Below are 22,045 nucleotides of genomic sequence, written 5' to 3' on the forward strand. Positions count from 1 at the left end.
GGGTTTTTTTACTTTTAAATAAATGGGAAGTCGTGTAAACTAGAAATAGTTTGAATATTTCGAGGGGGATTGAAATGATATTATGACAATACATAAAATGAAGTCAACTACATTTGCAACTATTAATTATGATGAATGGCATGAAGTTGCGACTCAATCATTAAAAGGAAAACCTTTCGATGCACTTATTACAAAGACAATTGAAGGCGTTGATTTAAAGCCTTTATATACCGAGAAAGATCTTTTGAATCATGCAGATGAAACACTTGCGCATATTACTTCTTCTATTCGGGCTTCTACGGATGAATCTGGATGGATTGTTGCACAACAACAATATGCGACAAATGGAAACGATTTCATTACAGGATTAATAACATCAATTGAGCGAGGAAATGAAGCCGTTGTTTTTGATGGAACCAATTCAATTCAATGGTGTGACGATTCCATTAATAAAATAGCGGAACTAATTACAAAGTATCCAGTTATTATTTTTAACACGGACAAAAACGATGCTTTTTTGAAGGTTTTTGATTTGATTCCCCTTGAAATACGTATGAAAGTCCAAGGGTCAGTTTTTTCACCTGGGTGGTTGAAACCAGAAGGATTCTTTAATTTACGTACGATTGGGGTGGACACGTGGTCCATCCATCATGAGGGTGCAGATGGAGTAACCGAACTGGCAATTGCACTTGCACAAGCGGCAGAGTCAACAACGGATTATAAGGACTTTACTACATTTGCAAAAGACTTTTCTGTACGTTTTGCAGTAGATACACATTTCTTTATGGAAATGGCTAAGATTCGGGCATTTAGAGTCCTTTGGAATGAATTTAGTTCTGCTTTTGGAGAAGAGAGTGTGAGTCATGTACCGATTTTGGTGGCGACATCACTTCGTTCATATTCAAAGCTAGACCCTTATGTAAATCTACTTCGAGCTGGAAATGAAGTTTTCTCAGCTGTGCTTGGTGGTGCTGATGCTGTTACGGTACACCCACATGATGTCTTAACAGGTGTAACGCCAACTTCTATCCGACTGGCGCGAAACGTGCAATTAGTTATTAAAGAAGAGACTCATGCCGATAAGGTATTAGATCCATCTGGTGGTTCTTACTTCATCGAAAATCTTACTCTCGAACTTGCAGACAAAGCGTGGAAATTATTCTTAACTATCGAATCCTTCGGTGGTTACAGTACCTATGTAGAAAGTGGAAAGTTAGCTGAATTACTGGAACAACGAAAGCTAATCCGAAAACAAGATATTGCAAAAGGAAAGAGTTCGCTTATTGGGACCAATGTCTACGCAGATCTTTCAGCTGAAGCCTTACCTGAATCTTCGAGTTTTCAAGTCGCAGAGCGCTTAGCGGAGCCTTTTGAAATTTTAAGAATGAGTAATAAAGAAGCTCAACCAAAAATTTACTTAGTACCTATAGGTGATCTCAAAGACTTTAAACCTCGAACAGATTTTGTAAGTGGATTTTTATCAACAGGTGGAATTCGAGTCGAATGGAGCCCGGTCTTTGAAAATGCAGAGCAAGTAGTTCAATGGTTAGCAACTGAAAAGCCAGAATATGTCGTTGTTTGTGCTTCACCTAAAGTTACGAAAAACGTAATGGACGAGTTATTAGATGGCCTTCCGAAAGATATTCTGGTTGATGTAGCTGGACTCTATAGCGAGGAAGATTCAAATAAATGGCGTGCTGCTGGACTGTCTGGATTTATCTATAGCGGTCAAGATAAAGTACAGAAACTTGCAGAAATCGGAAATGCGTTGAAAGGGGTTGTAAAGAAATGAAAAAGCCAGTATTTAGCGAAGTAGATTTTTTATCGACTCCAACTGTAAGCGAAGAAACAGCAGCTCCGACGGGCACTCCTTTCTTGACAAATGAAGGCATAAGTCTGAAAAAGGTATACGAAGAAAAGGATCTAACGGACGTAAATCATTTAAACGATTACCCTGGAATAGCACCAAATACGCGCGGTCCTTATCCGACGATGTATGTATCTAGGCCCTGGACTGTACGTCAATATGCCGGGTTTTCAACAGCAGAAGAAAGTAACGCGTTTTATCGACGAAATTTGGCGATGGGGCAAAAAGGACTGTCAGTTGCATTTGACTTGGCGACTCACCGTGGGTATGACTCTGACCATCCACGGGTTACAGGTGATGTTGGTAAAGCGGGAGTAGCAATTGATTCAATTGAGGATATGAAAATCCTTTTTGACGAAATTCCACTGGACCAAATGTCAGTCTCTATGACGATGAATGGCGCAGTTTTACCTATTTTGGCATTTTATATTGTTGCAGCTGAAGAACAAGGTGTTTCACCCGACAAACTAGCAGGAACGATTCAAAATGATATTTTGAAAGAGTATATGGTGCGAAATACATATATTTTCCCGCCAGCTATGTCGATGAAAATTATTGCTGATATTTTTGAATACACATCTAAATTTATGCCTAAGTTTAACTCGATATCCATTTCGGGTTATCACATGCAAGAAGCTGGAGCAACAGCAGATATAGAGCTTGCTTACACCCTAGCTGATGGGCTTGAGTATGTGCGTACTGGTTTAAAAGCCGGTATCGATATTGATTCGTTTGCTCCAAGATTATCATTCTTCTGGGCAATTGGCATGAATTACTTTATGGAAATTGCGAAAATGCGTGCAGCACGTAAGATGTGGGCACAAATGATGCAATCTTTTGATCCTAAAAATTCAAAGTCGTTAGCTTTACGTACACATTCACAAACATCGGGATGGAGTCTAACTGAACAAGACCCGTTTAATAATGTTACAAGGACGTTGGTTGAAGCTAACGCAGCTGCAATGGGGCATACTCAGTCACTGCATACAAATGCACTGGATGAAGCAATTGCTTTACCAACTGATTTTTCCGCTCGAATTGCACGAAACACGCAATTGTTTCTCCAAGAAGAAACAATGATGACAAAAGTTGCTGATCCATGGGGAGGTTCCTATTACGTTGAAAAACTAACGGATGAATTAATGGAGAAAGCATGGGAACTAATCGAGGAAATAGAAGATCTTGGAGGTATGGCTAAAGCAATTGAAACAGGCTTACCTAAAATGAAAATTGAAGAAGCTGCTGCAAAACGCCAAGCGCAAATTGATTCAAAGTCTGAGTCGATTATTGGAGTGAATAAATACCGTTTAGACGTTGAAGAGCCTATTGATATTTTAGATATTGATAATACAGCTGTTCGCCAAAAACAAATCGATCGAATCAATGAAATGAAATCAACTCGAGATCAGATTGAAGTCGAGCGAACATTGAAAGTACTAACGGAAACTGCACAAACTGGAGAAGGAAACCTACTGACTTGTGCTGTGGATGCTGCTAGGGCACGTGCTACAATTGGCGAAATCTCTGATGCGATTGAAAGTGTTTCGGGAAGACATAAGGCGGTGATTCAATCAGTGAGCGGCGTGTATAGTTCGAACTTCTCGAATAAAGAGGAAATTGATGAAGTGAAAACGATGTCCGATGACTTTTTAGAAAATGAAGGGCGACGTCCAAGAATCCTAATTGCTAAAATGGGACAAGATGGACATGATCGTGGTGCTAAAGTAATTGCGTCTTCTTTTGCTGACTTAGGCTTTGACGTCGATATTGGACCACTTTTCCAAACGCCAGAAGAAACCGCTTTGCAAGCAGCTGAAAATGATGTGCATGTTATTGGAGTTAGTTCATTAGCGGCTGGACATAAAACACTTGTACCGGAATTGCTTGGCGAACTGAAGAAAATAGGAAGAGAAGATATCTTAATCGTAGTTGGCGGTGTAATACCGGCACAAGATTATGCATACCTGAGAGAAAACGGGGCCGCTGCAATTTTCGGACCCGGAACCGTAATTCCTGTGGCTGCACAAAAAGTGATTGAAGAAATCTATCGTAGGCTTGGTTACGAGGAAGTGACTGGGTAATGAACAAAAAAAACATACCAAACAATAGCGCACTGCATGTTATGAATGGTATTGCTTCTTCTCATGATGGGCTTTCTGCGACACCAAGGAAACGTTTTAAGAAAAAAGATCGTAGCGTACCAATCGATGAATGGACACAAATGATTCTAGAAAAATCAAGATTGCATTTGGCTAAAGGAATTACTTTACTTGAAAGTACGACTTCCGAGGACAAAAATGCCGGACAGAAATTGTTGTTAAATTTACTTCCTCATACTGGGAAAAGCATTCGAATTGGGATTACGGGTGTGCCAGGTGCCGGTAAAAGTACATTTATTGAAGAGTTTGGATTGATGCTCTGCAATGCGGGATATAAAGTTGCGGTATTGGCAATCGATCCTAGTTCAACACTTACAGGCGGTAGCATTTTGGGAGATAAAACTCGTATGGAAGAGCTCGCACGTCATCCAAACGCATTTATTCGTCCATCCCCTACAGCCGGAACTCTCGGAGGCGTTCATAAGAAATCTCGTGAAACAATGTTGCTTTGCGAAGCTGCGGGTTACGACGTAATTTTAATTGAAACGGTTGGCGTCGGGCAAAGTGAAACAGTTGTTCGTGGAATGGTAGACTTCTTTATGTTGCTCGTATTAACGGGCGCTGGGGACGAATTGCAAGGTATGAAAAAAGGAATAATGGAATTAGCTGACGGTATCGTTGTTCATAAAGCGGATGGTGATAATTTAAGATTGGCAAAAAAAACGGTTCGTGAATACCGTCAGTTGCTGCATTTCTTACAACCTGCTTCACCAGGATGGACCACAACTGCCCAACCCGTCTCCTCATTAGCTAAAACAGGGCTCGATGACGTATGGGAAACAGTTATGACGTTCAAAGGTGTAATGGAGGAAAGTACTAATTGGGAAATGCGAAGACAGTCACAAACAAAAGACTGGTTTCATTCAATGATAAACGACCGACTGATTGACAACTTCTTTGGAATACAAGGGAAAAAGAATGAAGTAGTTCAGCTAGAGGAAGCAATAATAACTGGTAACTTAACTGTTTCGGGAGCGGTCGATCGACTATTTAAGGAAGAGCAACCCGAATCCTAAATAGTGCTGTTCTAAAGTTGCACGTCCTTTGCATCTTAAACGTGCTACTGCTATGATATAGATGTAAATATAGAAAGGGGTTTTTACGAATGGCAATGGATTTTAATATGTTAATGAATGATACAATTAAACAAGCACGCACAGATATGGATGAGAGTGGCTATGAGCAATTAACGACACCTGAACAAGTAGAGGATGCATTTAAGCGTTCTGGAACAACTCTTGTTATGATCAATTCTGTGTGTGGTTGTGCTGGAGGAATTGCACGTCCTGCAGCGAAGCATTCGGTACATTACGATAAGCGTCCTGATCATTTAGTGACAGTATTTGCTGGTCAAGACAAGGAAGCAACTGCACAAGCACGTATGCTTTTTGGAGATGACCATTTACCATCATCGCCTTCTTTTGCACTACTTAAAGACGGAAAATTAGTTTCTGAAATTGGTCGTTATGAAATTGAAGGTCATGACCCGATGTCTGTAATTCAAAACTTGCAAAGCCAGTTTGAGGATCATTGTAAAGAAGTATAATTAAAAAAACTGTCTGTATTCGCCATTCGGCGGATACAGACAGTTTTTTACATACCAGCAAACATTGTTAAGCCCATACCGAGACCAGAAATTAACATTGCGCCAACCATAACGTAGACAATTATCTTCTGTGTTTTTCGATTGCTCATTGATCAAAACTCCTTAATCATTGTATCTTCTATTTTAACAGAAATTTTGATTATTACAAGATGTAGCAGTTTTGTTCTCAAGAATGTACAATAGAAGGTAGGGGTGATGTAAATGGAGAATGTAGATCATATTGGGATTGCTGTAAAAACTATCAAAGAATCACTAGATTACTACCAAAATACACTTGGCTTGAAACTACTTGCAATTGAGGAAGTTCAAAGTCAAAAAGTACGAGTTGCCTTTATTGATGCAGGAAACATTAAGATTGAATTGTTAGAACCAATAAATAATGAAGGTCCTATTTTTAATTTTATCGAGAAGCGTGGAGAAGGGGTTCATCATATCGCTTTTGGAGTTACCAACATTCGCGCGCGAATGAAGGAATTAGAAGAAAAAGGTGTTCGTTTGTTACAAGATGAACCGAAACCGGGAGCTGGGGGAGCTGAGGTTGCTTTCTTACACCCTAAATCATCTTATGGTGTACTTTATGAGCTATGTGAAAAAAAGGACAAGGGGGAATAAATTATGGATATCTATGATAAAATAAATGATTTGTATGATAGAAAAAGAAAAATTGAGCTGGGTGGCGGCGATGAACGAATTGCCAAACAACATGAAAAAGGAAAGTTGACGGCAAGAGAACGTATTGACCTTTTACTCGATCCGGATACATTTGTTGAATTGAATCCGTTCGTTTCACACCGAACGCGAGATTTTGGGATGGACCAACTCGAAGGCCCTGGTGATGGTGTCGTTACCGGATACGGAAAAATTCATGGCCGCCCAATTTATTTATTCTCTCAAGATTTCACTGTTTTCGGTGGAGCACTGGGTGAAATGCACGCAATGAAAATTGCCAATGTTATGGATCTTGCTGCAAAAAATGGTGCGCCTTTCATTGGTTTAAACGATTCAGGTGGAGCGCGGATTCAAGAAGGCGTTGTTTCACTTGATGGCTACGGAGAAATCTTTTACCGAAATGCAATCTACTCAGGAGTAATTCCACAAATTTCGGTAATACTTGGCCCATGTGCTGGCGGTGCTGTTTATTCACCTGCAATTACAGATTTCGTTTTTATGACAGATGAAACTAGCCAAATGTTTATTACTGGACCTAAAGTTATTGAAATAGTAACAGGTGAAAAGATTTCTTCCGAAGGTCTTGGTGGTTCCAAAGTACATAACTCGATTAGTGGAAATGCGCACTTCCGTGGAAAAGACGAACAAACCGTACTAGCTGATGTAAGAAAATTACTAGCCTATTTGCCACAAAATAACGAAGAAAAAGCACCTATTCAAGACTACGATGAAAATGACGATTACCGTAAGGATTTGGCTGATATAGTTCCCTACGAAACAATCCGACCTTATGATGTGAAAAAAGTAATAGAACAAGTCGTAGATGTAGATTCATTTATGGAAGTTCAGTCTGAATTTGCAAAAAATGCTGTAGTTGGACTTGCTCGGATGAAAGGTGAAACTGTTGGACTTATATGTAACCAACCTAAATTTATGGCAGGCGGACTGGACATCGATTCTTCAGATAAAATCGCTCGGTTTATTCGCTTCTGTGATGCCTTTAATATTCCTCTTATCACATTCGAAGATGTAACTGGATTTTTCCCGGGTATTAAACAGGAACATGGTGGAATTATTCGTCACGGTGCCAAAATTTTATATGCCTACTCAGAAGCTACAGTTCCTAAAATGACGGTCATTCTACGTAAAGCGTTTGGTGGAGCATACGTGGCACTGAATTCAAAATCAATCGGTGCTGATGTAGTCTATGCTTGGCCTAATGCTGAAATTGCAGTTATGGGTGCAGAAGGTGCAGCGAATATTATTTTTGCTCGTGAAATTGCAAACAGTGAGAATCCCGATGATACGCGTGCAGCTAAAATTGAAGAATACAGAGAGAAGTTCTCTAATCCATATGTTGCTGCTTCACACGGTATGGTAGATGACGTTATTGACCCACGTGAAACAAGAATTAAGTTATTACAAGCGTTAGATATGATGCGTAACAAGAAAGAGTCTCGACCGAAGAAAAAACATGGCAATATACCATTGTAAGGGGCTGTAAGTTTTGAATGAAGAAAGACTATTGACTGAGTTTTTGGAACTTATCCAAATTGATTCAGAAACGAAAGATGAACGAACAATTGCAGATGTTTTAGCTGAAAAAATGAGAGATTTCGGATTTGATGTCATAGAAGATGATTCTGCTAAACGAACCGGACATGGTGCTGGGAACTTAATTGCATCTATGAAAGGGTCAGTGAAAGATGCGTACCCCATTTATTTTACATGCCATATGGATACCGTTGTACCAGGAAAAGGCATAAAACCAGAACTCCGTGATGACGGGTATATCTATTCAGATGGAACGACGATCCTAGGTGCTGATGACAAAGCAGGGATAGCGGCTTTATTTGAAATGATTCGAACGATTAAAGAGAATAATTTACCTCATGGAGATATCCAATTTATCATTACAGCTGGTGAAGAAAGCGGTCTAGTTGGAGCTAAAGAAATGGATATATCCTTACTTAAAGCTAAATATGGCTATGCAATCGACAGCGATGGTAAAGTTGGGGGAATTGTTACTTCAGCGCCATATCAGGCAAAACTATGGACAACTATTCACGGGAAAACTGCACATGCTGGAGTCGCACCTGAAAAGGGAGTATCGGCAATTACTATTGCTGCAAAATCCATTGCAGCAATGACGCTTGGTCGTATCGATTTTGAAACAACCGCAAATATTGGTAGTTTTCAAGGTGGCAAGGCCACGAATATCGTCTGTGATGAAGTGACTATTGTCGCAGAAGCGCGTTCAATTCAACCTGAAAAACTAACTAAACAAATCGAACATATGGTAGAAACCTTTGAAAAGACCGCTACTAAAATGGGTGGCAAGGCTGAAACAGAAGTGAACATGATGTACCCTGGTTTTCATTTTGGAGAACAAGATCAAGTCGTACAAACCGCGATGAAAGCAATTCGAAATATAGACCGATTGCCGGAATTGTTATCCAGCGGTGGAGGAAGTGACGGGAACATTTTTAATGGAGCAGGAATTCCGACGGTGACATTATCAGTAGGTTATGAAGAGATTCATACGAAAAATGAAAGAATGCCTGTTGAAGAATTAAATAAACTTGCAGAATTGCTGTTAGAAATTGTCCAAGTTACGGTTGTAAATGCAAAGGAGATTCATTCATGAGTATTTTGAAAGCAGTTATAATTCAATGTGGAAATGAAGAGTATGCATTACCCATTGACACTGTTGTATCGATTGAAAATTTAGAGCATGTGAATCTCATACCACGCATGCCCGCTTATATGCTTGGACTCATGAAAACTCGCGGACAACTTGTTCCAATATTAGATTTCGAACAAATTTTATACGGTAGAACGGCTGTAAATGAGGAAGAAGCGCGTGTCGTTGTCATTCAAACAGAAAGTTTAATTATCGGGCTTCTCGTTCTTGACGCGAAAGAAATCTTGGATATTCCAGAGAGTTCGATGACATCTTCTGGATTGTTGGCTTATTCAAAAACACCTTATTTTACAACGGTTGCGAATCTCGAAAATCGAATGATTACAGTTGTTGATCCTACTATATTATCCAAAACACTTGCAGGTATGGATGAAATAGGGGAATATGTACAAACAAAAATAGCTGAAGAAGCATAATTGCTTGAGCGCAAACCGGGCATGAACTATTGTCCGGTTTTTGCATTATTAACTTGAGGGGGGAGTGTAAGTTGACAATTGTCGAAAAAACACGTGCAAGAGTTATTCTTCATCTAGATATGAATAGTTTTTTCGCTTCTGTTGAACAGGCACATGACCCCACATTGAAAGGACTTCCGCTAGCGGTAGCAGGAAATCCTAAAACGCGCAGAGGAATCTTAGTAACGTGTTCCTATGAAGCAAGAAAGTTTGGGGTCTATACTACAATGACGGTCGGTGAAGCAAGGCGACTATGTCCTGAGCTCGTCATAGTCCCACCCGATTTTGAAAAGTATAGAACAGCCTCTACTGCAATCTTTAATCTACTGCGTACGTATACTGAATTGGTTGAACCTGTATCCATTGATGAAGCGTATATTGACATTACTGCAATTGGCGGTTTAACGAATGCGCTAACAATAGCTTCCAATATCCAACAACGAATTTTGAAGGAACTTGATTTACCATGTTCTATTGGTATAGCTCCTAATAAATTTCTAGCGAAAACCGCATCAGATATGAAAAAACCGTTAGGCATTACAATATTAAGGAAACGTGAAATTGAACAAGTACTTTGGCCACTGCCAGTTATAGAGATGCATGGAATAGGGAAAAGTACAGAGAAGAAACTGCATTCACTTGGTATTCATACAATTGGTGAACTTGCAAGTGCTGAGAAATCGATTATACATTCTTCACTCGGGAAAAATGGGACTCGATTACAAAGGCGTGCAAATGGGATTGATAATCGCCCCGTCGATCCAGAGGCAGCAGAGGACAGAAAAAGTGTAGGTAGTTCAACAACATTAGCAATTGATGAAACAGATTTAGATGCATGCCTAGCTACTTTTAGCTTACTTGCAAAAAATGTGGCACACCGCTTGAATCGGGAGCAGCTTGCAGGAACTGTTGTTATGATTCAAATTCGAACCGCTGATTGGAAGAACCATACTAGAAGTCGGACATTATTGAATCCATTGTATAAAGAAGAGGGAATATATAAAGAAGCTGCGGATTTATTCACTAGACATTGGGACCGGGAACCCGTCCGTCTACTCGGAATAACAATAGCGAATACATTGCCTCTAACTGAATTACATGAACAATTATCCATTTATACATTTGAAGAACATGCAAAGAATGAAAAAATAAGTAAACTTGTTGAAGAGCTTGAAGACAAATTTGGTCCAGGATCGATAAAAAAAGGGAGCGACTGAAAGGAAGAACTACTATGGAACTAGAGTTTTTAGGTACGGGTGCAGGTATGCCTTCAAAATCACGAAATACATCGGCCGTTGTGCTAAACCTTTCGGCTGAAGGAGAAGGGTTATGGTTATTTGACTGTGGGGAAGCGACTCAACATCAAATTTTACATACCTCGCTAAAGCCCCGTAAAATCGGAAAGGTTTTTATAACACATTTACATGGAGATCATATTTTTGGATTACCGGGCTTAATCGGTTCGCGTTCATTTCTAGGAGGAAATGATCGGCTCGATATTTATGGTCCCCAAGGAATTGAGGAGTGGCTTTTGACTACACTCCGGATTACAAAAACACATTTAAACTATGAACTTAAGATTCATGAAATCGGTGAAGGCGTTGTCTTTGAAAATGAGAACTTCTGCGTGTTTGCAAAAGAATTAAAGCATGTTATTCCGTGTTTAGGCTTCCGGGTTGAGCAAAAACCATTACAGGGTAAATTACTTATTGATCGTGCAGTGGCGCTAGGAGTTCCAAAGGGACCGTTATTAAAAAAATTAAAAGACGGTGAAGATGTACAAATAAGCGATGGACAACTTGTCAAAAGTTCGGATGTTACGGGGCCACCACAGGAAGGATTCACGGTAACAATTCTTGGTGATACTAGATATTGTACCAATGCAGTAGAACTTGCAAAGGATGCAAATATTTTAGTGCATGAAGCAACTTTTGATGCTGAAACAGGGGATCTTGCTAAAGAATTTGGGCATTCGACTATTTCTGATGCGGCATTAACTGCTAAAGAGGCTAACGTGAACGTACTTATTGCTAACCATATAAGCGCTCGTTTTATGCCGAGCGACTTGGTAAGGTTAAAAGCGCAAGGAGAAGAACTATTTTCGTCGGTTTATATAGCTGAAGACTTTTCCTGTTTTGAGTGGGTAGAAGGGAAATTGGTGCACAAACGATAAATTTAACTTCTTAACTAGTAAAACCGGCATTTCTAATTTGAGAGAATACCGGTTTATTAGTGAATAATCGTCATAATATAATTAGTTAAGTAACAATGAGTCAATCTTGTTCTATTAGACTAATAGGTCCATCCGCGTTCGTATTGCTTTGGAGCAGGTATTTCAACTTGTAGTTGTTTTGCCGCAGTATATGCCCAGTAAGGATCTCTTAATAACTCTCTTGCAAGAAATACTAAATCTGCCCGGTTATTTTTTAAGATTTCTTCTGCTTGCACACCAGTTGTCAGTAATCCAACGGCCCCTGTAGGAATATCAGCAGCTTCCTTAATGGTTTCTGAATACTTTACTTGATAACCTGGAAATACATCGATTCGAGCTGGTACAACAGCCCCTGAGCTAACATCAATCAAATCCACACCTTGTTTTTTCATCCAATTAGCCATTTCAACATAAGACTCTGGTGTCATACCGCCCTCTACGTAATCATTTGCAGAAATACGGACAAAAAGAGGCCCGTCCCATACTTCGCGAACTGCATCTATAATCCTAAGTAGAATTCGATATCGATTTGCAGAAGAACCACCGTATTCATCCGTCCGTTTATTCGTTAACGGAGATAAAAATTCATTAATAAGATAGCCGTGTGCTCCGTGTAATTCAATCACATCGAACCCTGCTTTTTTCGAACGAATTGCTCCTTCTTTAAATGCTTCGATTACGGTTTCAATATCCTTCAAAGTCATTTCGATTGGAGTCTTATACGTCTCATTAAACGCAAGAGCAGACGGGGCGTAAATATCACCATCAACAGTCGCTTTACGACCTGCGTGAGCAAGTTGAATCCCAGTTCGTGAACCATGTTCTTTGATAAGTTCTACTGTTTCTGCAAGTCCTTGAATATGAGCATCACTCCAAATACCTAAATCATTTGAAGATATTCGACCTGCAGGCTGAACAGCAGTCGCTTCCACGATGATGAGCCCAATTTGGCCAACGGCTCGTGAAGCATAATGTGTCTTATGCCAGTTTTCAATCATGCCATCTTCATTGTGACTGGAATACATACACATTGGTGACATAACAATTCGGTTTTTGAATTCAACACCTCGTATTACATAAGGTTCAAATAATTTAGCCATAGTCCTAACCCCCTAATAGTTTCTACTTAAGTATAACAAAGCACTTCATTAGTTCAGTCAATTTAGCTTATAAGTAAGAATAAACGGAACCTTTTGAATATCTATTGGCTTTGCAGTAAGAATTCTTATATAATACCTTTAGATTCGTTCCTATTTTTTATTTACTTATAGAGTAGGATGCTACAAAAATAGCACAAACTTTAATCTGATGATCGAGGAAGTGAGTTTTTGACTGAAGTACTATTAAAAAAGAATTGTGCAACATATCCAATAATCCTTCCAACGAGGCTTGGTAATCTTGGCACAACTAATTTCTTTCTCTTCAAAGAAGGTGACTCTTTATCTTTAATTGATGCCGGATTTGACACAGATGAATGCTGGGAAGGTTTAAACAGAACCTTAATTAGCAATGGTTTTACGTTAACGGATATAGACCGAATTATTTTAACCCATCACCATTCCGATCACACGGGTTTGGTAAATCGAATTACAAATAGTCAAGAAATTCCGGTGTATGCTCCTGCTTTGTCCATACCTAGATTAAAACGAGATGAAAAATTTTTATCAGAGCGAATCGATTTCTTTGAACAACTTTATAATGAAATGGGTTGCGGGGCAGCGGGTAATGAACACATCCAAAAACTTAAGAGATCTAAAGACGAGAACCATAAACATAGGATTCATGCAGATGTAATCCCACTAGTAGGTTTTGATAACATAGTAAGTTTACAAGTTATAGAAACACCAGGTCATTCCCCTGATCATTTAGTTTTTTTTGATCAGGAAAGCAAGTGGCTGTTTGGTGGGGATTTACTTCTTAGTCGTATTTCTAGTAATGCAATTGTTGAACCGGATCAGCAATTTAATCGCTTACCCACTTTAGTCCAATATATCAATTCATTACAAACCTGTTTATTGTTGGATGTAGAAGTTGTTTTTCCGGGACACGGTCCACTTATTTATGATCATAAAAAGTTAATCACAACGCGGCTTGATAAAATAAATGAAAAAGCAGGGCGAATTTTGAAATTGATTGAATCGGGGATTTCTACAGCGAACGATCTGGCTAAATCTTATTACGGGTATAAGTACGCAACCGAATTTGGGTTGGTTATCTCGGAAATTATAGGACACTTAGATTATTTGGAAGTAACTAATAAAATCGGTAAAAAGGTCGAAAATGGGATATGGTATTACTTTGTACTAGAATAAGCTGTCAATATAGACAATTAAAACCCGAAGGCACCTCCACTTTTAGTGTGGAGAAGTCGTTCGGGTTTTTCCATTAAGTAATTCAAGAGCTTAAATTAATCGAGTTTACCTAATTCGCGTGAACGTGTTTCAGCTTGGGATAGGCATTCTGCAATAATTTTTTTAAATGCTCGTTTCTCTAATAGTTGTAACCCAGCTTCTGTCGTTCCTCCTGGGCTTGTGACATGTTTCCTTAGTTCTGCAGGCTCCTCGCCAGTTTTCCTCATCATAACTGCTGAGCCTTCCAGCGTCTGGATAATAAGTGACCGTGCGATATCTTTTGAAAGGCCTTGGCTAATTGCCGCCTCTTCCAATGCTTCTGCCAAATAATAGACATATGCTGGGCCACTTCCTGACAATGCCGTAACTAAATGGAGCTGGTCCTCTTCAACCTCTTTTACCATGCCAATAGCAGCAAGCAAATCGAGAACAGGTTGTTTCATTCCCTCTCTAATTGCATCATTCCATGCAATCCCAGTTGCCGACTTACCGATAGTAGCGGATGTGTTCGGCATCGCACGTGCGATTGGACGATTACCAAGACCCGTTTCCAATGTTTGAATCGAAATTCCCGCAATAACAGACAAGACAGCTGCTGTGTCCGATAAATAGGGGAGAATATCTGACATTACTTGCTTAATGCCTTTTGGCTTCGTTGCAAGTATGATAAGGTCAGCTTTACCTAGCAGCTTTCTTTCCGTATCAACTGCTGACACTCCATATTTATTACTCAATGACACCAATCGTTCGTCATCGGATTTATTCATCACAAATACGTTCTTAGGTTCTATTGCACCTTGTTCGACTATGCCGCCAATCATTGCCTCTGCCATCGAACCAGCGCCTACGAATACAATTTTTTTCATATCATTTGATCCTCCAATAGTAAATAAAAAAATGCATTTTCATCCCTATAAAAATAAGGACGAAAACGCATGTTTCCGCGGTACCACCTGAATTTGCCATTTGAATGGCACAACTTGTTTCCATCTTAACGCGAAGGAGACGGTTGTGTTTCCACAACAGCTCGGAAGGAGGTTCTTTGCAGGAGTGGGGGATGTGGTTTTCAGCCTATGACCTCATTCTCTTTTCACCATCGCTACAATTACTAATCTTCGTCAACACTACATGTTCATGAATTAAGAACGATTATTGCATGTAGATAGAAGAAAGTCAACCTTTGTAGGGGATTCATTTTGTAAGGAACGAAAGATGACGATGGCATTCAAAAAAGGTACACTATAGTGAACAAACATTCATTTTAGTGAAGGAGATTTTCGAATGGTACATAAAATCATTATTCCAACACCATTTGCAGTTGGTGATGTGAACTCATTTTTACTTAAGGGAGATGCACTATCCCTTTTCGATGCCGGTCCTAAAACACCTGAAGCGTATGAGGCACTCAAACAGGGGCTTAAGGAAGTCGGTTATACGTTTAAAGATATTGAACAAGTCATACTGACCCATCACCATCCGGACCACGCAGGATGGGTTGACGCTTTTGATAACTCTTCTTTACTCGGCCATGCATACAATAATCACTGGTTAACAAGAGACGAAGAGTTTTTTCGATTCCATGACCAATTTTATATGGAAAGACTTATAGAGGAAGGCGTTCCAGAAAAATACCTACAATGGGTTTCAAAAATGAAAAGACCACTTGTTTTTATTGGTGAACGCCCACTGGAGCGTGAGTTAGCAGAAGGAGATTCCCTCCCTGGGCACCCTGATTGGACAGTGTTTGAGACGCCTGGACATGCATTAAGTCATCTTGTATTTTGGAATGAAAAAACGAAGGAAATGATTGGTGGGGATCTAGTCTTAGCAAAAGTTTCTTCCAATCCATTAATTGAACCACCGTCTAATCCAAAAGAAGGTCGTTCGCATTCATTGCTTCAATACAACCATTCATTGAAGAGGATCCTTGATTTACCGGTTGAAGTAATTTATACGGGACACGGTGAAGAAGTTCGAAATGCACATGCACTAATCGAAGAGCGATTGATTCAGCAACATGATCGGGCCATGAAAGTTTTAGCAATGATAGACAATGGACCACGTACGATATTTGAGTTAACGCGCGAATTATTTCCGGTAGCTTATAAGAAAGAATTAGGCTTAACATTATCCGAAACAATTGGTCAAGTAGATTACCTAGTTCAAGAGGCCAAAGTGATTGAACGTAAAAGAGAAGATGGAATCCTGTTTTATGAAAAAGTCTAAAACCTTTCTTATTACAGGTGCTACGAGTGGTGTAGGTTATGCACTAGCGAAACGTTTGTTAACTGAGAAATATGAAGTGTGGGTAACGGGGAGGGCGCCTGAAGTTTTGTTGGAATTACAAAGCGCTGGAGCACATTCGATTCAGGCTGATCTGTCCAAGGAAGAGGATCTTGATTTATTAATTAATAAAATTGGTTCCGTAGATGTAGTTATTTTCTCAGCAGGGATTGGAACTTTTGATCTTGCTTTAGAAACATCTGATGAAATAATGCGTAAAACGTTTGAAGTGAATGTTGTTGCGCCAATGATACTGACGAAACGTTTGCTTCCTGATATGATAGAAAGAAAATCAGGACATTTGATTTACTTAGGTTCGCAAGCGGGGAAAGTAGCAACTCCGAGAGCTTCTTTATATGCTTCGTCAAAACACGCACTTATTGGTTATACAAATGCACTACGAATGGAACTCGCTCCCTTTCATATTCATGTTTCAACAATCAATCCCGGACCTATTGATACTCCCTTTTTAGATCTAGCAGATTCAACAGGAAATTATCGAACTTCACTTCGTAAACATTTATTATCGGTTAATACGGTAGTTGATGCGATAATTCGAACGATTGAAAGGCCGGTAAGAGAAGTGAATTTGCCGTGGTATATGGGGATAACTAGCAAACTACATGCATTAGCACCTTCGCTTGTGGAAAGAGTTGGACGTAGATTCTTTTTAAAGAAAGGATGATTCGAATGTACGAGTTAAAAACAAAGGTCAATGATAACAGTGTTATCCAGTTTATCGGGGAAGTAGAAAATCCTAAAAAGCGAGATGATGCATACAGACTACTCGACATATTTACCGAAGCAACGGGATATCCTGCGAAGATGTGGGGACCGAGTATTATAGGCTTTGGGTCTTATCATTATAAATATGAATCAGGACACGAAGGTGACGCCCCACTCGTTGGGTTTTCTCCACGCAAGGCAAAAATCAGTTTATATTTTGCAACGGGCGATAGTAAAAGGAAAGAATTACTGGAAAACTTCGGCAAACACACAAGTGGGAAAGCATGTGTCTATATTAATAAAGTAGCAGATATTAATGAAGAAGTACTGATTGAATTAATTCATCAATCCATCTTCTTTTTGAATAAATTGTATCCAAGTAAATAAAACTTACTTTATCGTATAGGGGAAATGGTATTGAATATATTACAAGCGGATGTTTCTGATGCACGTATCATTCATGAATTAATGATACAAGCGTTTACCGAGTATAAAGATGAAGTGCCGCCTTCTAGTGCTTTAGATGAAACGGTACAATCGATTACAGCAGCATTGCAGGATGGGGAACAGGCCTACATAACATATATGGATGGGTTACCAGTTGGTATGATTCGTTTTGCAATCAGAGAGGACGATGTATATTTTTCACGACTATCTGTAATTCCGAAATATCGTGGGCATGGCGTTGCAAGGGAGTTAATCAGAAGAGTCGAAAGGATAGCTATTGACTATAAAAAGGCTGCAATTCGATGTAAAGTTCGATCAGCTCTCCCTAAAAATATAAGCTTATACGTATCAATGGGGTATACAATTTACGAGGAAGAAGTTTTGCAAAGAGGAGACAACGTTCAACTGAAAGTCGTCAGTATGGAAAAAAAGTTGCGTTAAAAAATGGGTTCAGAGAAATTTTTCTCTGAACCCATTTTTTTAGCTATTACATACCTTCCATAACAACATAGACGATTAATAGTATGAGTATCGATACAAAAACAGCAAGTGACACCTTAATAATACTAATGGGCGATTTCCCACTTACTTTTCCAGTTTGTCCATTTACTAAAAAACGGTATACCTTATCCTTAAAATGAAAAGAAGAAATCCATAAAGGCAGAAGAATATGTTTATACGTAATATCATCGTAATCTGTAGAAACACTTACGATTCGAATTTCATCGCCAACTTCTTGGTTCGTAATACCCGTCGCGATAGCCGTATCAATAACTCCTTGAGCATCATCCCAGCCTTCTTTTAATGGGATAGAATAGCGTTCTGCAAGAAAACCTGACAAATATTGAGATTTATAATCTAGAAGGCCATTCAAGTGAAAAGGTTCAACTTTGGAAATGAGTCCACTTGCAACATTTCGAGAAGCTTTAACAAGAACATCATCAAAAAACTCGTTGTAATTGCCGCTACTTCTTCGCCAACTCGTATGTCTCACTTGTTCAGTAACTTGTTTAGATTTTCCATCTTCATAAACTGTACGTGTGACCGTTTCATAATAGTAGGTACCTATATCAACGACGTAAGAAGATTTTGTTTGGGAATCGAATGTCCAGTAAGGGATATAGGCTCCAGTTAATCGGTTTAACGTATAATATTGTTGCAATTTATTCGGAGCAAAGTACCTTTTTTTAATCCATTTCCTAAATTTCTCTACAGCTTCTTCTTTTGGGATTTCAAAAGGAACTACGAGTGCAGGCTTAATGCCGGCATTGTGTTCACTTTTTGAAATATGGGAGGAACCACAGAACGAACAAAAATCAGCAACTTTATCCCTATCTAGTAATGTTTCGGCGCCACAGTTTTCGCAACGAAACACCCGTTTTTCATCATCCCAGTTGTGTACTTCGTTTTTTAACGCATCTAGGAAGTCATTTTCAATGTTCTTTTCTAAGGTTTTCTCAATTTCGTTTTCATTCCCACAAAAAGGGCACTTTAATGTGCCGCTTTTCGGATCAAATATAGTATTTCCACCGCAACTCGAACATTTACTCACTTCAGTTTGCTCAACAGTAGTTAGTTCTTCTTGTTCGCTACGATTAAAATCCGTCATTAATCCACCTCACTATCATTCATTTAGCATTGAATTCATAATGTTTCTCCACAGTCGCCACAGAATTTTGCATTCGGTGCATTTTCGGTCGCACATTTTGGACATGTTTTAACAGTCACTTGCTTTGTTCCACATTCTCCACAAAACTTAGCTCCTTCTTTAAGTTCAGCACTACAACTTATACATGGAACTTTCTTTTCTTGAACAGTTTGACCACACTCTCTACAAAACTTAGAATCTGCGTTGATGACTGAATCACAATGCGGACAGTTCATTTTCACGGGTTGTGGACTCACGGGTTGGCTTGTATTCGCTTGTTGTTGGTTGCCAGATAGTGCTCCTGCCATAACGCCTCCAAGTGCAGCTCCAGCTCCTAGTCCTGCACCAGCACCAGCCAATCCGCCACCTTCATTTTGAGCTGCATCACGTAATGCTTCTGCTGCTTGGTATTGCGTATATTGATTGAGATTGCCAAGAACCCCCATTGAAGTTCTCTTGTCCATCGCTTCTTCGACTTCTTTTGGAAGTGATAAGTTTTCTATATATAGGGAAGTAAGAGTAAATCCGAAAGTTGCAAATCTTGCTTGCATTTTTTCTTTCCCTTGTTCACTTAATTCATCGTAGTGCATAGCCAAATCCAATGCGGCAATTTTAGATTCTGCAAAAAGATCTGTAAGCCCAGATAGAATCATCTTCTTCAACTGTTCTTCTACACTACTCGTATCATAGGATTCACTAGTTCCAAAGAGTTCCTTTAAGAATACAGTAGGTTCAGTCACTCGGTACGAATAAATTCCATATCCTCGTAAACGAATAATCCCAAACTCTGGATCCCTCATCATAATCGGGTTCGAAGTACCCCATTTTTGATTAATGAATTGTTTCGTATTAACAAAGTAGACTTCCGCTTTAAAAGGGGAATTGAACCCATGTTTCCAAGACTTTAATTTGGTTAAAACGGGCATGTTCTGTGTCCATAATTGGTGTCTGCCTGGTCCAAATACATCAGCAATTTCACCCTCGTTTACAAAAATAGCAACTTGGGACTCTCTAACGGTTAATTCTGCACCCATTTTAATTTCATTGTTTTGAACAGGGAACCGGTACACCATCGTATTTGAGGTATTGTCAGTCCACTCGATTACTTCAATAAATTGACTCTTAAAAAATCCAAATAAACCCATATTACAACCTCCTCTTAGTTAATTAATTAAATAAAATGACTATTCACTTATAATTATATCATAAGGCAATCGAACTACCGCAATGCAATTATTAATGTGTTGATACATACTATACGATAGAAAAACAAAAAGGATTCAACTCTTTTTTTCCAAATTTTCTTGTAATTGAATAAGTGCTTCATTTAATTCTGTCATCATGACGTCCATAGCATCTTTTGATGACATATTTTCTGGGACAGGTATTGGTGTGCCAAAAATGATTCGTGGTTTTTGAAACTTAAATAAATCTTTGAATCCATTAGGACCTACATACGCCGCGGGAACAATCGGAGCTTTGGATACGTTTGCAATCGTAACTGCACCTCTTTTTAACGGGACTTCTTCAGTTGTTCTTGTTCCACTTGGAAAAACACCTACAATCTTACCTTCTTTTATAAGTTTTCGTGGAATTTTGATGGCACTCGGACCTGGATTTTCCCGGTTAATAGGGAAGGCGTTTAACTTCCCAAGGAACCACTTGAGAGGCCCGAACTGAAATAACTCCATTTTCGCCATATAATGAATTTTCAGGGGAAGTATTGATGCACCTAACCATAAAATATCGACCCAACCCGTGTGCGTGCACGCAATTACATAGCCACCTGTTTTGGGCAAGTTTTCCTTTTGGCGTACTTCCATCCTCCCAAACATACTTAAAATAATTTTTGATAAATAACCCGCAAAATAATACATAATTTCACCTTCCCTAATATATTATTTTTATATTACCACAAGCTATCATGACCTCATACTAGTATTTTAGTAAAACAATGCAATTTTAGATATGTTTGTTGTGTCTCATGAATAGAATGTACGAAACGTTTTAATCTGTAGGGAGGTTATTATTATGAGAAGAAATAGATCTTTAAGGTTGTCGGATCTTGCTGTAGTATTGATCATTTTTGTGATCCTTCTAGTTATTGCAATAAAGTTTATTTCAGGAGTCAAAGGAACAACATCATATGAAGCTTTTGCTTCTGCTGAAAATACAACTCATGTTTTTATCGTTTCAGATATTGCGGATGTAAATGTGTCAATGTATGAGGGGGATGAAATACGTGCCTATTTATCGGACAAAGAGGGAGAGCACTTATTTAGAGGGTATAAGTTAAAAGTGAAAGAAAAAGGTGGGAAAGTGACGATTAATGCAAAAAGAAAATCAAAACATGCAGAGAGTTATGCAATTACAGTAGAACTTCCAAGTAAACAATATGAACAACTACAAATACAAGCGGATGCGGCGAATATTTTTGTAGGGCCAATCCATACATCGGGTTATGTATTGAAAACTAGCGTTGGAAACATTGACGTGGAGTCGGGGCAGGGAATTATCAATGCAGATACCCAAGTCGGGAATGTTCAAATTAAAATGCAAACAATTGTGCGTGACCTTGTTGTAAAAACGGAAGTAGGAAACATTGCAGTAGAAACGAATGAAGCACCACAAGCACTCCAAACAGTTTGTAAAACAACGATAGGAGAAGTGACAATCAGTCTGCCGAATGTACAAAATGGAATCATAGGAACGGGTGGCCCCCTGGTAAAGCTCATTTCTGAAGTAGGAGACGTGTCTTTATCGTTAACAGGTGAATAAAAATCGGTGTTTAATCAAGCATTCTTTTTTCATAAGTAATCAATGGGGGAGAATTGTATAAAAAAGGTCTAATTATACAAATATTTCATGTTTCGAATTATTGGTGCATGGTCCTTTGATAATCTCCCACTATTTGCTAA

At 39.0% G+C, this 22,045-nt stretch carries 22 protein-coding genes; 16 read left to right on the forward strand and 6 right to left on the reverse strand.

The annotated features are described in order from the left end of the window. Positions 1–82 precede the first annotated feature (82 nt). The 4 genes from ACXYMX_RS06500 (at position 83) to ACXYMX_RS06515 (ending at position 5,572) form a co-directional block, all read left to right on the forward strand. The gene (locus tag ACXYMX_RS06500; protein ID WP_459043430.1) at positions 83–1,792 is read left to right on the forward strand and encodes a methylmalonyl-CoA mutase family protein; all 1,710 of its coding nucleotides are present in this window, start codon (positions 83–85) and stop codon (positions 1,790–1,792) included. Continuing rightward, a complete protein-coding gene (gene scpA, locus ACXYMX_RS06505; protein WP_459043431.1) occupies positions 1,789–3,948 on the forward strand; it encodes a methylmalonyl-CoA mutase in 2,160 nt (719 codons plus the stop codon). Before ACXYMX_RS06500 ends, scpA begins: the two co-directional genes overlap by 4 nt. Then, entirely contained in the window at positions 3,948–5,042 is a 1,095-nt protein-coding gene (meaB, locus tag ACXYMX_RS06510) for a methylmalonyl Co-A mutase-associated GTPase MeaB (RefSeq protein ID WP_459043432.1), read from the forward strand. The genes scpA and meaB overlap by 1 nt, the downstream gene beginning before the upstream one ends. 89 nt (positions 5,043–5,131) lie before the next feature. After that, on the forward strand, positions 5,132–5,572 hold the full coding sequence (locus tag ACXYMX_RS06515; protein WP_459043433.1) for a BrxA/BrxB family bacilliredoxin: 441 nt from the start codon (positions 5,132–5,134) through the stop codon (positions 5,570–5,572). Positions 5,573–5,619: 47 nt separating this feature from the next. Here the strand turns inward: ACXYMX_RS06515 and prli42 are convergent, their stop codons facing one another. Next, positions 5,620–5,721, reverse strand: a complete 102-nt coding sequence (gene prli42, locus ACXYMX_RS06520) for a stressosome-associated protein Prli42 (RefSeq protein ID WP_459043434.1) — start codon at positions 5,719–5,721, stop codon at positions 5,620–5,622. 112 nt (positions 5,722–5,833) lie between these two features. On the opposite strand from prli42, the gene mce reads away from it, so the two are divergent. The 6 genes from mce to rnz all read left to right on the forward strand — a co-directional run bounded on the left by mce (position 5,834) and on the right by rnz (position 11,633). Further along, the gene (gene mce, locus ACXYMX_RS06525) at positions 5,834–6,244 is read left to right on the forward strand and encodes a methylmalonyl-CoA epimerase (protein WP_459043435.1); all 411 of its coding nucleotides are present in this window, start codon (positions 5,834–5,836) and stop codon (positions 6,242–6,244) included. Positions 6,245–6,247: 3 nt separating this feature from the next. After that, positions 6,248–7,795, forward strand: coding sequence for an acyl-CoA carboxylase subunit beta (locus ACXYMX_RS06530; RefSeq protein WP_459043436.1), 1,548 nt, complete (start codon positions 6,248–6,250; stop codon positions 7,793–7,795). Between the two features lie 13 nt (positions 7,796–7,808). Next, positions 7,809–8,948 (forward strand): M20/M25/M40 family metallo-hydrolase, encoded by a 1,140-nt coding sequence (locus tag ACXYMX_RS06535; RefSeq protein ID WP_459043437.1) that lies wholly within the window; start codon positions 7,809–7,811, stop codon positions 8,946–8,948. Next, positions 8,945–9,421, forward strand: coding sequence for a chemotaxis protein CheW (locus tag ACXYMX_RS06540; RefSeq protein ID WP_459043438.1), 477 nt, complete (start codon positions 8,945–8,947; stop codon positions 9,419–9,421). The genes ACXYMX_RS06535 and ACXYMX_RS06540 overlap by 4 nt, the downstream gene beginning before the upstream one ends. Positions 9,422–9,492: 71 nt before the next feature. Next, a complete protein-coding gene (locus ACXYMX_RS06545) occupies positions 9,493–10,677 on the forward strand; it encodes a DNA polymerase IV (protein ID WP_459043439.1) in 1,185 nt (394 codons plus the stop codon). A 14-nt stretch (positions 10,678–10,691) separates the two neighbouring features. Then, complete coding sequence (gene rnz, locus ACXYMX_RS06550) at positions 10,692–11,633, forward strand: ribonuclease Z (protein WP_459043440.1); 942 nt, start codon at positions 10,692–10,694, stop codon at positions 11,631–11,633. Positions 11,634–11,752: 119 nt separating this feature from the next. Here the strand turns inward: rnz and namA are convergent, their stop codons facing one another. Beyond that, a complete protein-coding gene (gene namA / locus ACXYMX_RS06555) occupies positions 11,753–12,772 on the reverse strand; it encodes an NADPH dehydrogenase NamA (RefSeq protein WP_459043441.1) in 1,020 nt (339 codons plus the stop codon). 228 nt (positions 12,773–13,000) lie between these two features. Here namA and ACXYMX_RS06560 point away from each other — a divergent pair, with 228 nt between their 5' ends. Further along, entirely contained in the window at positions 13,001–13,984 is a 984-nt protein-coding gene (locus tag ACXYMX_RS06560) for an MBL fold metallo-hydrolase (protein ID WP_459043442.1), read from the forward strand. Between the two features lie 95 nt (positions 13,985–14,079). Here ACXYMX_RS06560 and proC read toward each other — a convergent pair whose 3' ends face one another. Then, a complete protein-coding gene (proC, locus tag ACXYMX_RS06565; protein ID WP_459043443.1) occupies positions 14,080–14,889 on the reverse strand; it encodes a pyrroline-5-carboxylate reductase in 810 nt (269 codons plus the stop codon). 415 nt (positions 14,890–15,304) lie between these two features. Here proC and ACXYMX_RS06570 point away from each other — a divergent pair, with 415 nt between their 5' ends. The 4 genes from ACXYMX_RS06570 to ACXYMX_RS06585 are packed head-to-tail and all read left to right on the forward strand — an operon-like array spanning position 15,305 to position 17,920. Then, a complete protein-coding gene (locus tag ACXYMX_RS06570) occupies positions 15,305–16,249 on the forward strand; it encodes an MBL fold metallo-hydrolase (RefSeq protein WP_459043444.1) in 945 nt (314 codons plus the stop codon). Continuing rightward, on the forward strand, positions 16,236–16,991 hold the full coding sequence (locus tag ACXYMX_RS06575; RefSeq protein WP_459043445.1) for an SDR family NAD(P)-dependent oxidoreductase: 756 nt from the start codon (positions 16,236–16,238) through the stop codon (positions 16,989–16,991). Before ACXYMX_RS06570 ends, ACXYMX_RS06575 begins: the two co-directional genes overlap by 14 nt. A gap of 5 nt (positions 16,992–16,996) precedes the next feature. Continuing rightward, positions 16,997–17,419 (forward strand): DUF1801 domain-containing protein, encoded by a 423-nt coding sequence (locus ACXYMX_RS06580; RefSeq protein ID WP_459043446.1) that lies wholly within the window; start codon positions 16,997–16,999, stop codon positions 17,417–17,419. A 24-nt stretch (positions 17,420–17,443) separates the two neighbouring features. Further along, positions 17,444–17,920, forward strand: coding sequence for a GNAT family N-acetyltransferase (locus ACXYMX_RS06585; protein ID WP_459043447.1), 477 nt, complete (start codon positions 17,444–17,446; stop codon positions 17,918–17,920). A gap of 46 nt (positions 17,921–17,966) precedes the next feature. Here the strand turns inward: ACXYMX_RS06585 and ACXYMX_RS06590 are convergent, their stop codons facing one another. The 3 genes from ACXYMX_RS06590 to ACXYMX_RS06600 form a co-directional block, all read right to left on the reverse strand. Beyond that, entirely contained in the window at positions 17,967–19,088 is a 1,122-nt protein-coding gene (locus tag ACXYMX_RS06590; RefSeq protein ID WP_459043448.1) for a hypothetical protein, read from the reverse strand. Positions 19,089–19,123: 35 nt separating this feature from the next. After that, positions 19,124–20,272 carry an SPFH domain-containing protein gene (locus ACXYMX_RS06595; RefSeq protein WP_459043449.1) on the reverse strand — a complete coding sequence of 383 codons (1,149 nt, stop codon included), beginning with the start codon at positions 20,270–20,272 and terminating at the stop codon, positions 19,124–19,126. Positions 20,273–20,407: 135 nt separating this feature from the next. Next, positions 20,408–21,004, reverse strand: a complete 597-nt coding sequence (locus ACXYMX_RS06600) for a lysophospholipid acyltransferase family protein (protein WP_459043450.1) — start codon at positions 21,002–21,004, stop codon at positions 20,408–20,410. A 154-nt stretch (positions 21,005–21,158) separates the two neighbouring features. On the opposite strand from ACXYMX_RS06600, the gene ACXYMX_RS06605 reads away from it, so the two are divergent. Then, entirely contained in the window at positions 21,159–21,905 is a 747-nt protein-coding gene (locus ACXYMX_RS06605) for a DUF4097 family beta strand repeat-containing protein (RefSeq protein WP_459043451.1), read from the forward strand. Positions 21,906–22,045: the final 140 nt, after the last annotated feature.

It is taken from the genome of Sporosarcina sp. CAU 1771, from assembly GCF_054482775.1.

Coding starts and splice junctions, on each gene's coding strand:
- ACXYMX_RS06500 (WP_459043430.1), top strand. CDS start 83: ATGACAATACATAAAATGAAGTCAACTACATTTGCAACTATTAATTAT.
- scpA (WP_459043431.1), top strand. CDS start 1,789: ATGAAAAAGCCAGTATTTAGCGAAGTAGATTTTTTATCGACTCCAACT.
- meaB (WP_459043432.1), top strand. CDS start 3,948: ATGAACAAAAAAAACATACCAAACAATAGCGCACTGCATGTTATGAAT.
- ACXYMX_RS06515 (WP_459043433.1), top strand. CDS start 5,132: ATGGCAATGGATTTTAATATGTTAATGAATGATACAATTAAACAAGCA.
- prli42 (WP_459043434.1), bottom strand. CDS start 5,721: ATGAGCAATCGAAAAACACAGAAGATAATTGTCTACGTTATGGTTGGC.
- mce (WP_459043435.1), top strand. CDS start 5,834: ATGGAGAATGTAGATCATATTGGGATTGCTGTAAAAACTATCAAAGAA.
- ACXYMX_RS06530 (WP_459043436.1), top strand. CDS start 6,248: ATGGATATCTATGATAAAATAAATGATTTGTATGATAGAAAAAGAAAA.
- ACXYMX_RS06540 (WP_459043438.1), top strand. CDS start 8,945: ATGAGTATTTTGAAAGCAGTTATAATTCAATGTGGAAATGAAGAGTAT.
- rnz (WP_459043440.1), top strand. CDS start 10,692: ATGGAACTAGAGTTTTTAGGTACGGGTGCAGGTATGCCTTCAAAATCA.
- namA (WP_459043441.1), bottom strand. CDS start 12,772: ATGGCTAAATTATTTGAACCTTATGTAATACGAGGTGTTGAATTCAAA.
- proC (WP_459043443.1), bottom strand. CDS start 14,889: ATGAAAAAAATTGTATTCGTAGGCGCTGGTTCGATGGCAGAGGCAATG.
- ACXYMX_RS06570 (WP_459043444.1), top strand. CDS start 15,305: ATGGTACATAAAATCATTATTCCAACACCATTTGCAGTTGGTGATGTG.
- ACXYMX_RS06575 (WP_459043445.1), top strand. CDS start 16,236: ATGAAAAAGTCTAAAACCTTTCTTATTACAGGTGCTACGAGTGGTGTA.
- ACXYMX_RS06580 (WP_459043446.1), top strand. CDS start 16,997: ATGTACGAGTTAAAAACAAAGGTCAATGATAACAGTGTTATCCAGTTT.
- ACXYMX_RS06585 (WP_459043447.1), top strand. CDS start 17,444: ATGGTATTGAATATATTACAAGCGGATGTTTCTGATGCACGTATCATT.
- ACXYMX_RS06590 (WP_459043448.1), bottom strand. CDS start 19,088: ATGACGGATTTTAATCGTAGCGAACAAGAAGAACTAACTACTGTTGAG.
- ACXYMX_RS06595 (WP_459043449.1), bottom strand. CDS start 20,272: ATGGGTTTATTTGGATTTTTTAAGAGTCAATTTATTGAAGTAATCGAG.
- ACXYMX_RS06600 (WP_459043450.1), bottom strand. CDS start 21,004: ATGTATTATTTTGCGGGTTATTTATCAAAAATTATTTTAAGTATGTTT.
- ACXYMX_RS06605 (WP_459043451.1), top strand. CDS start 21,159: ATGAGAAGAAATAGATCTTTAAGGTTGTCGGATCTTGCTGTAGTATTG.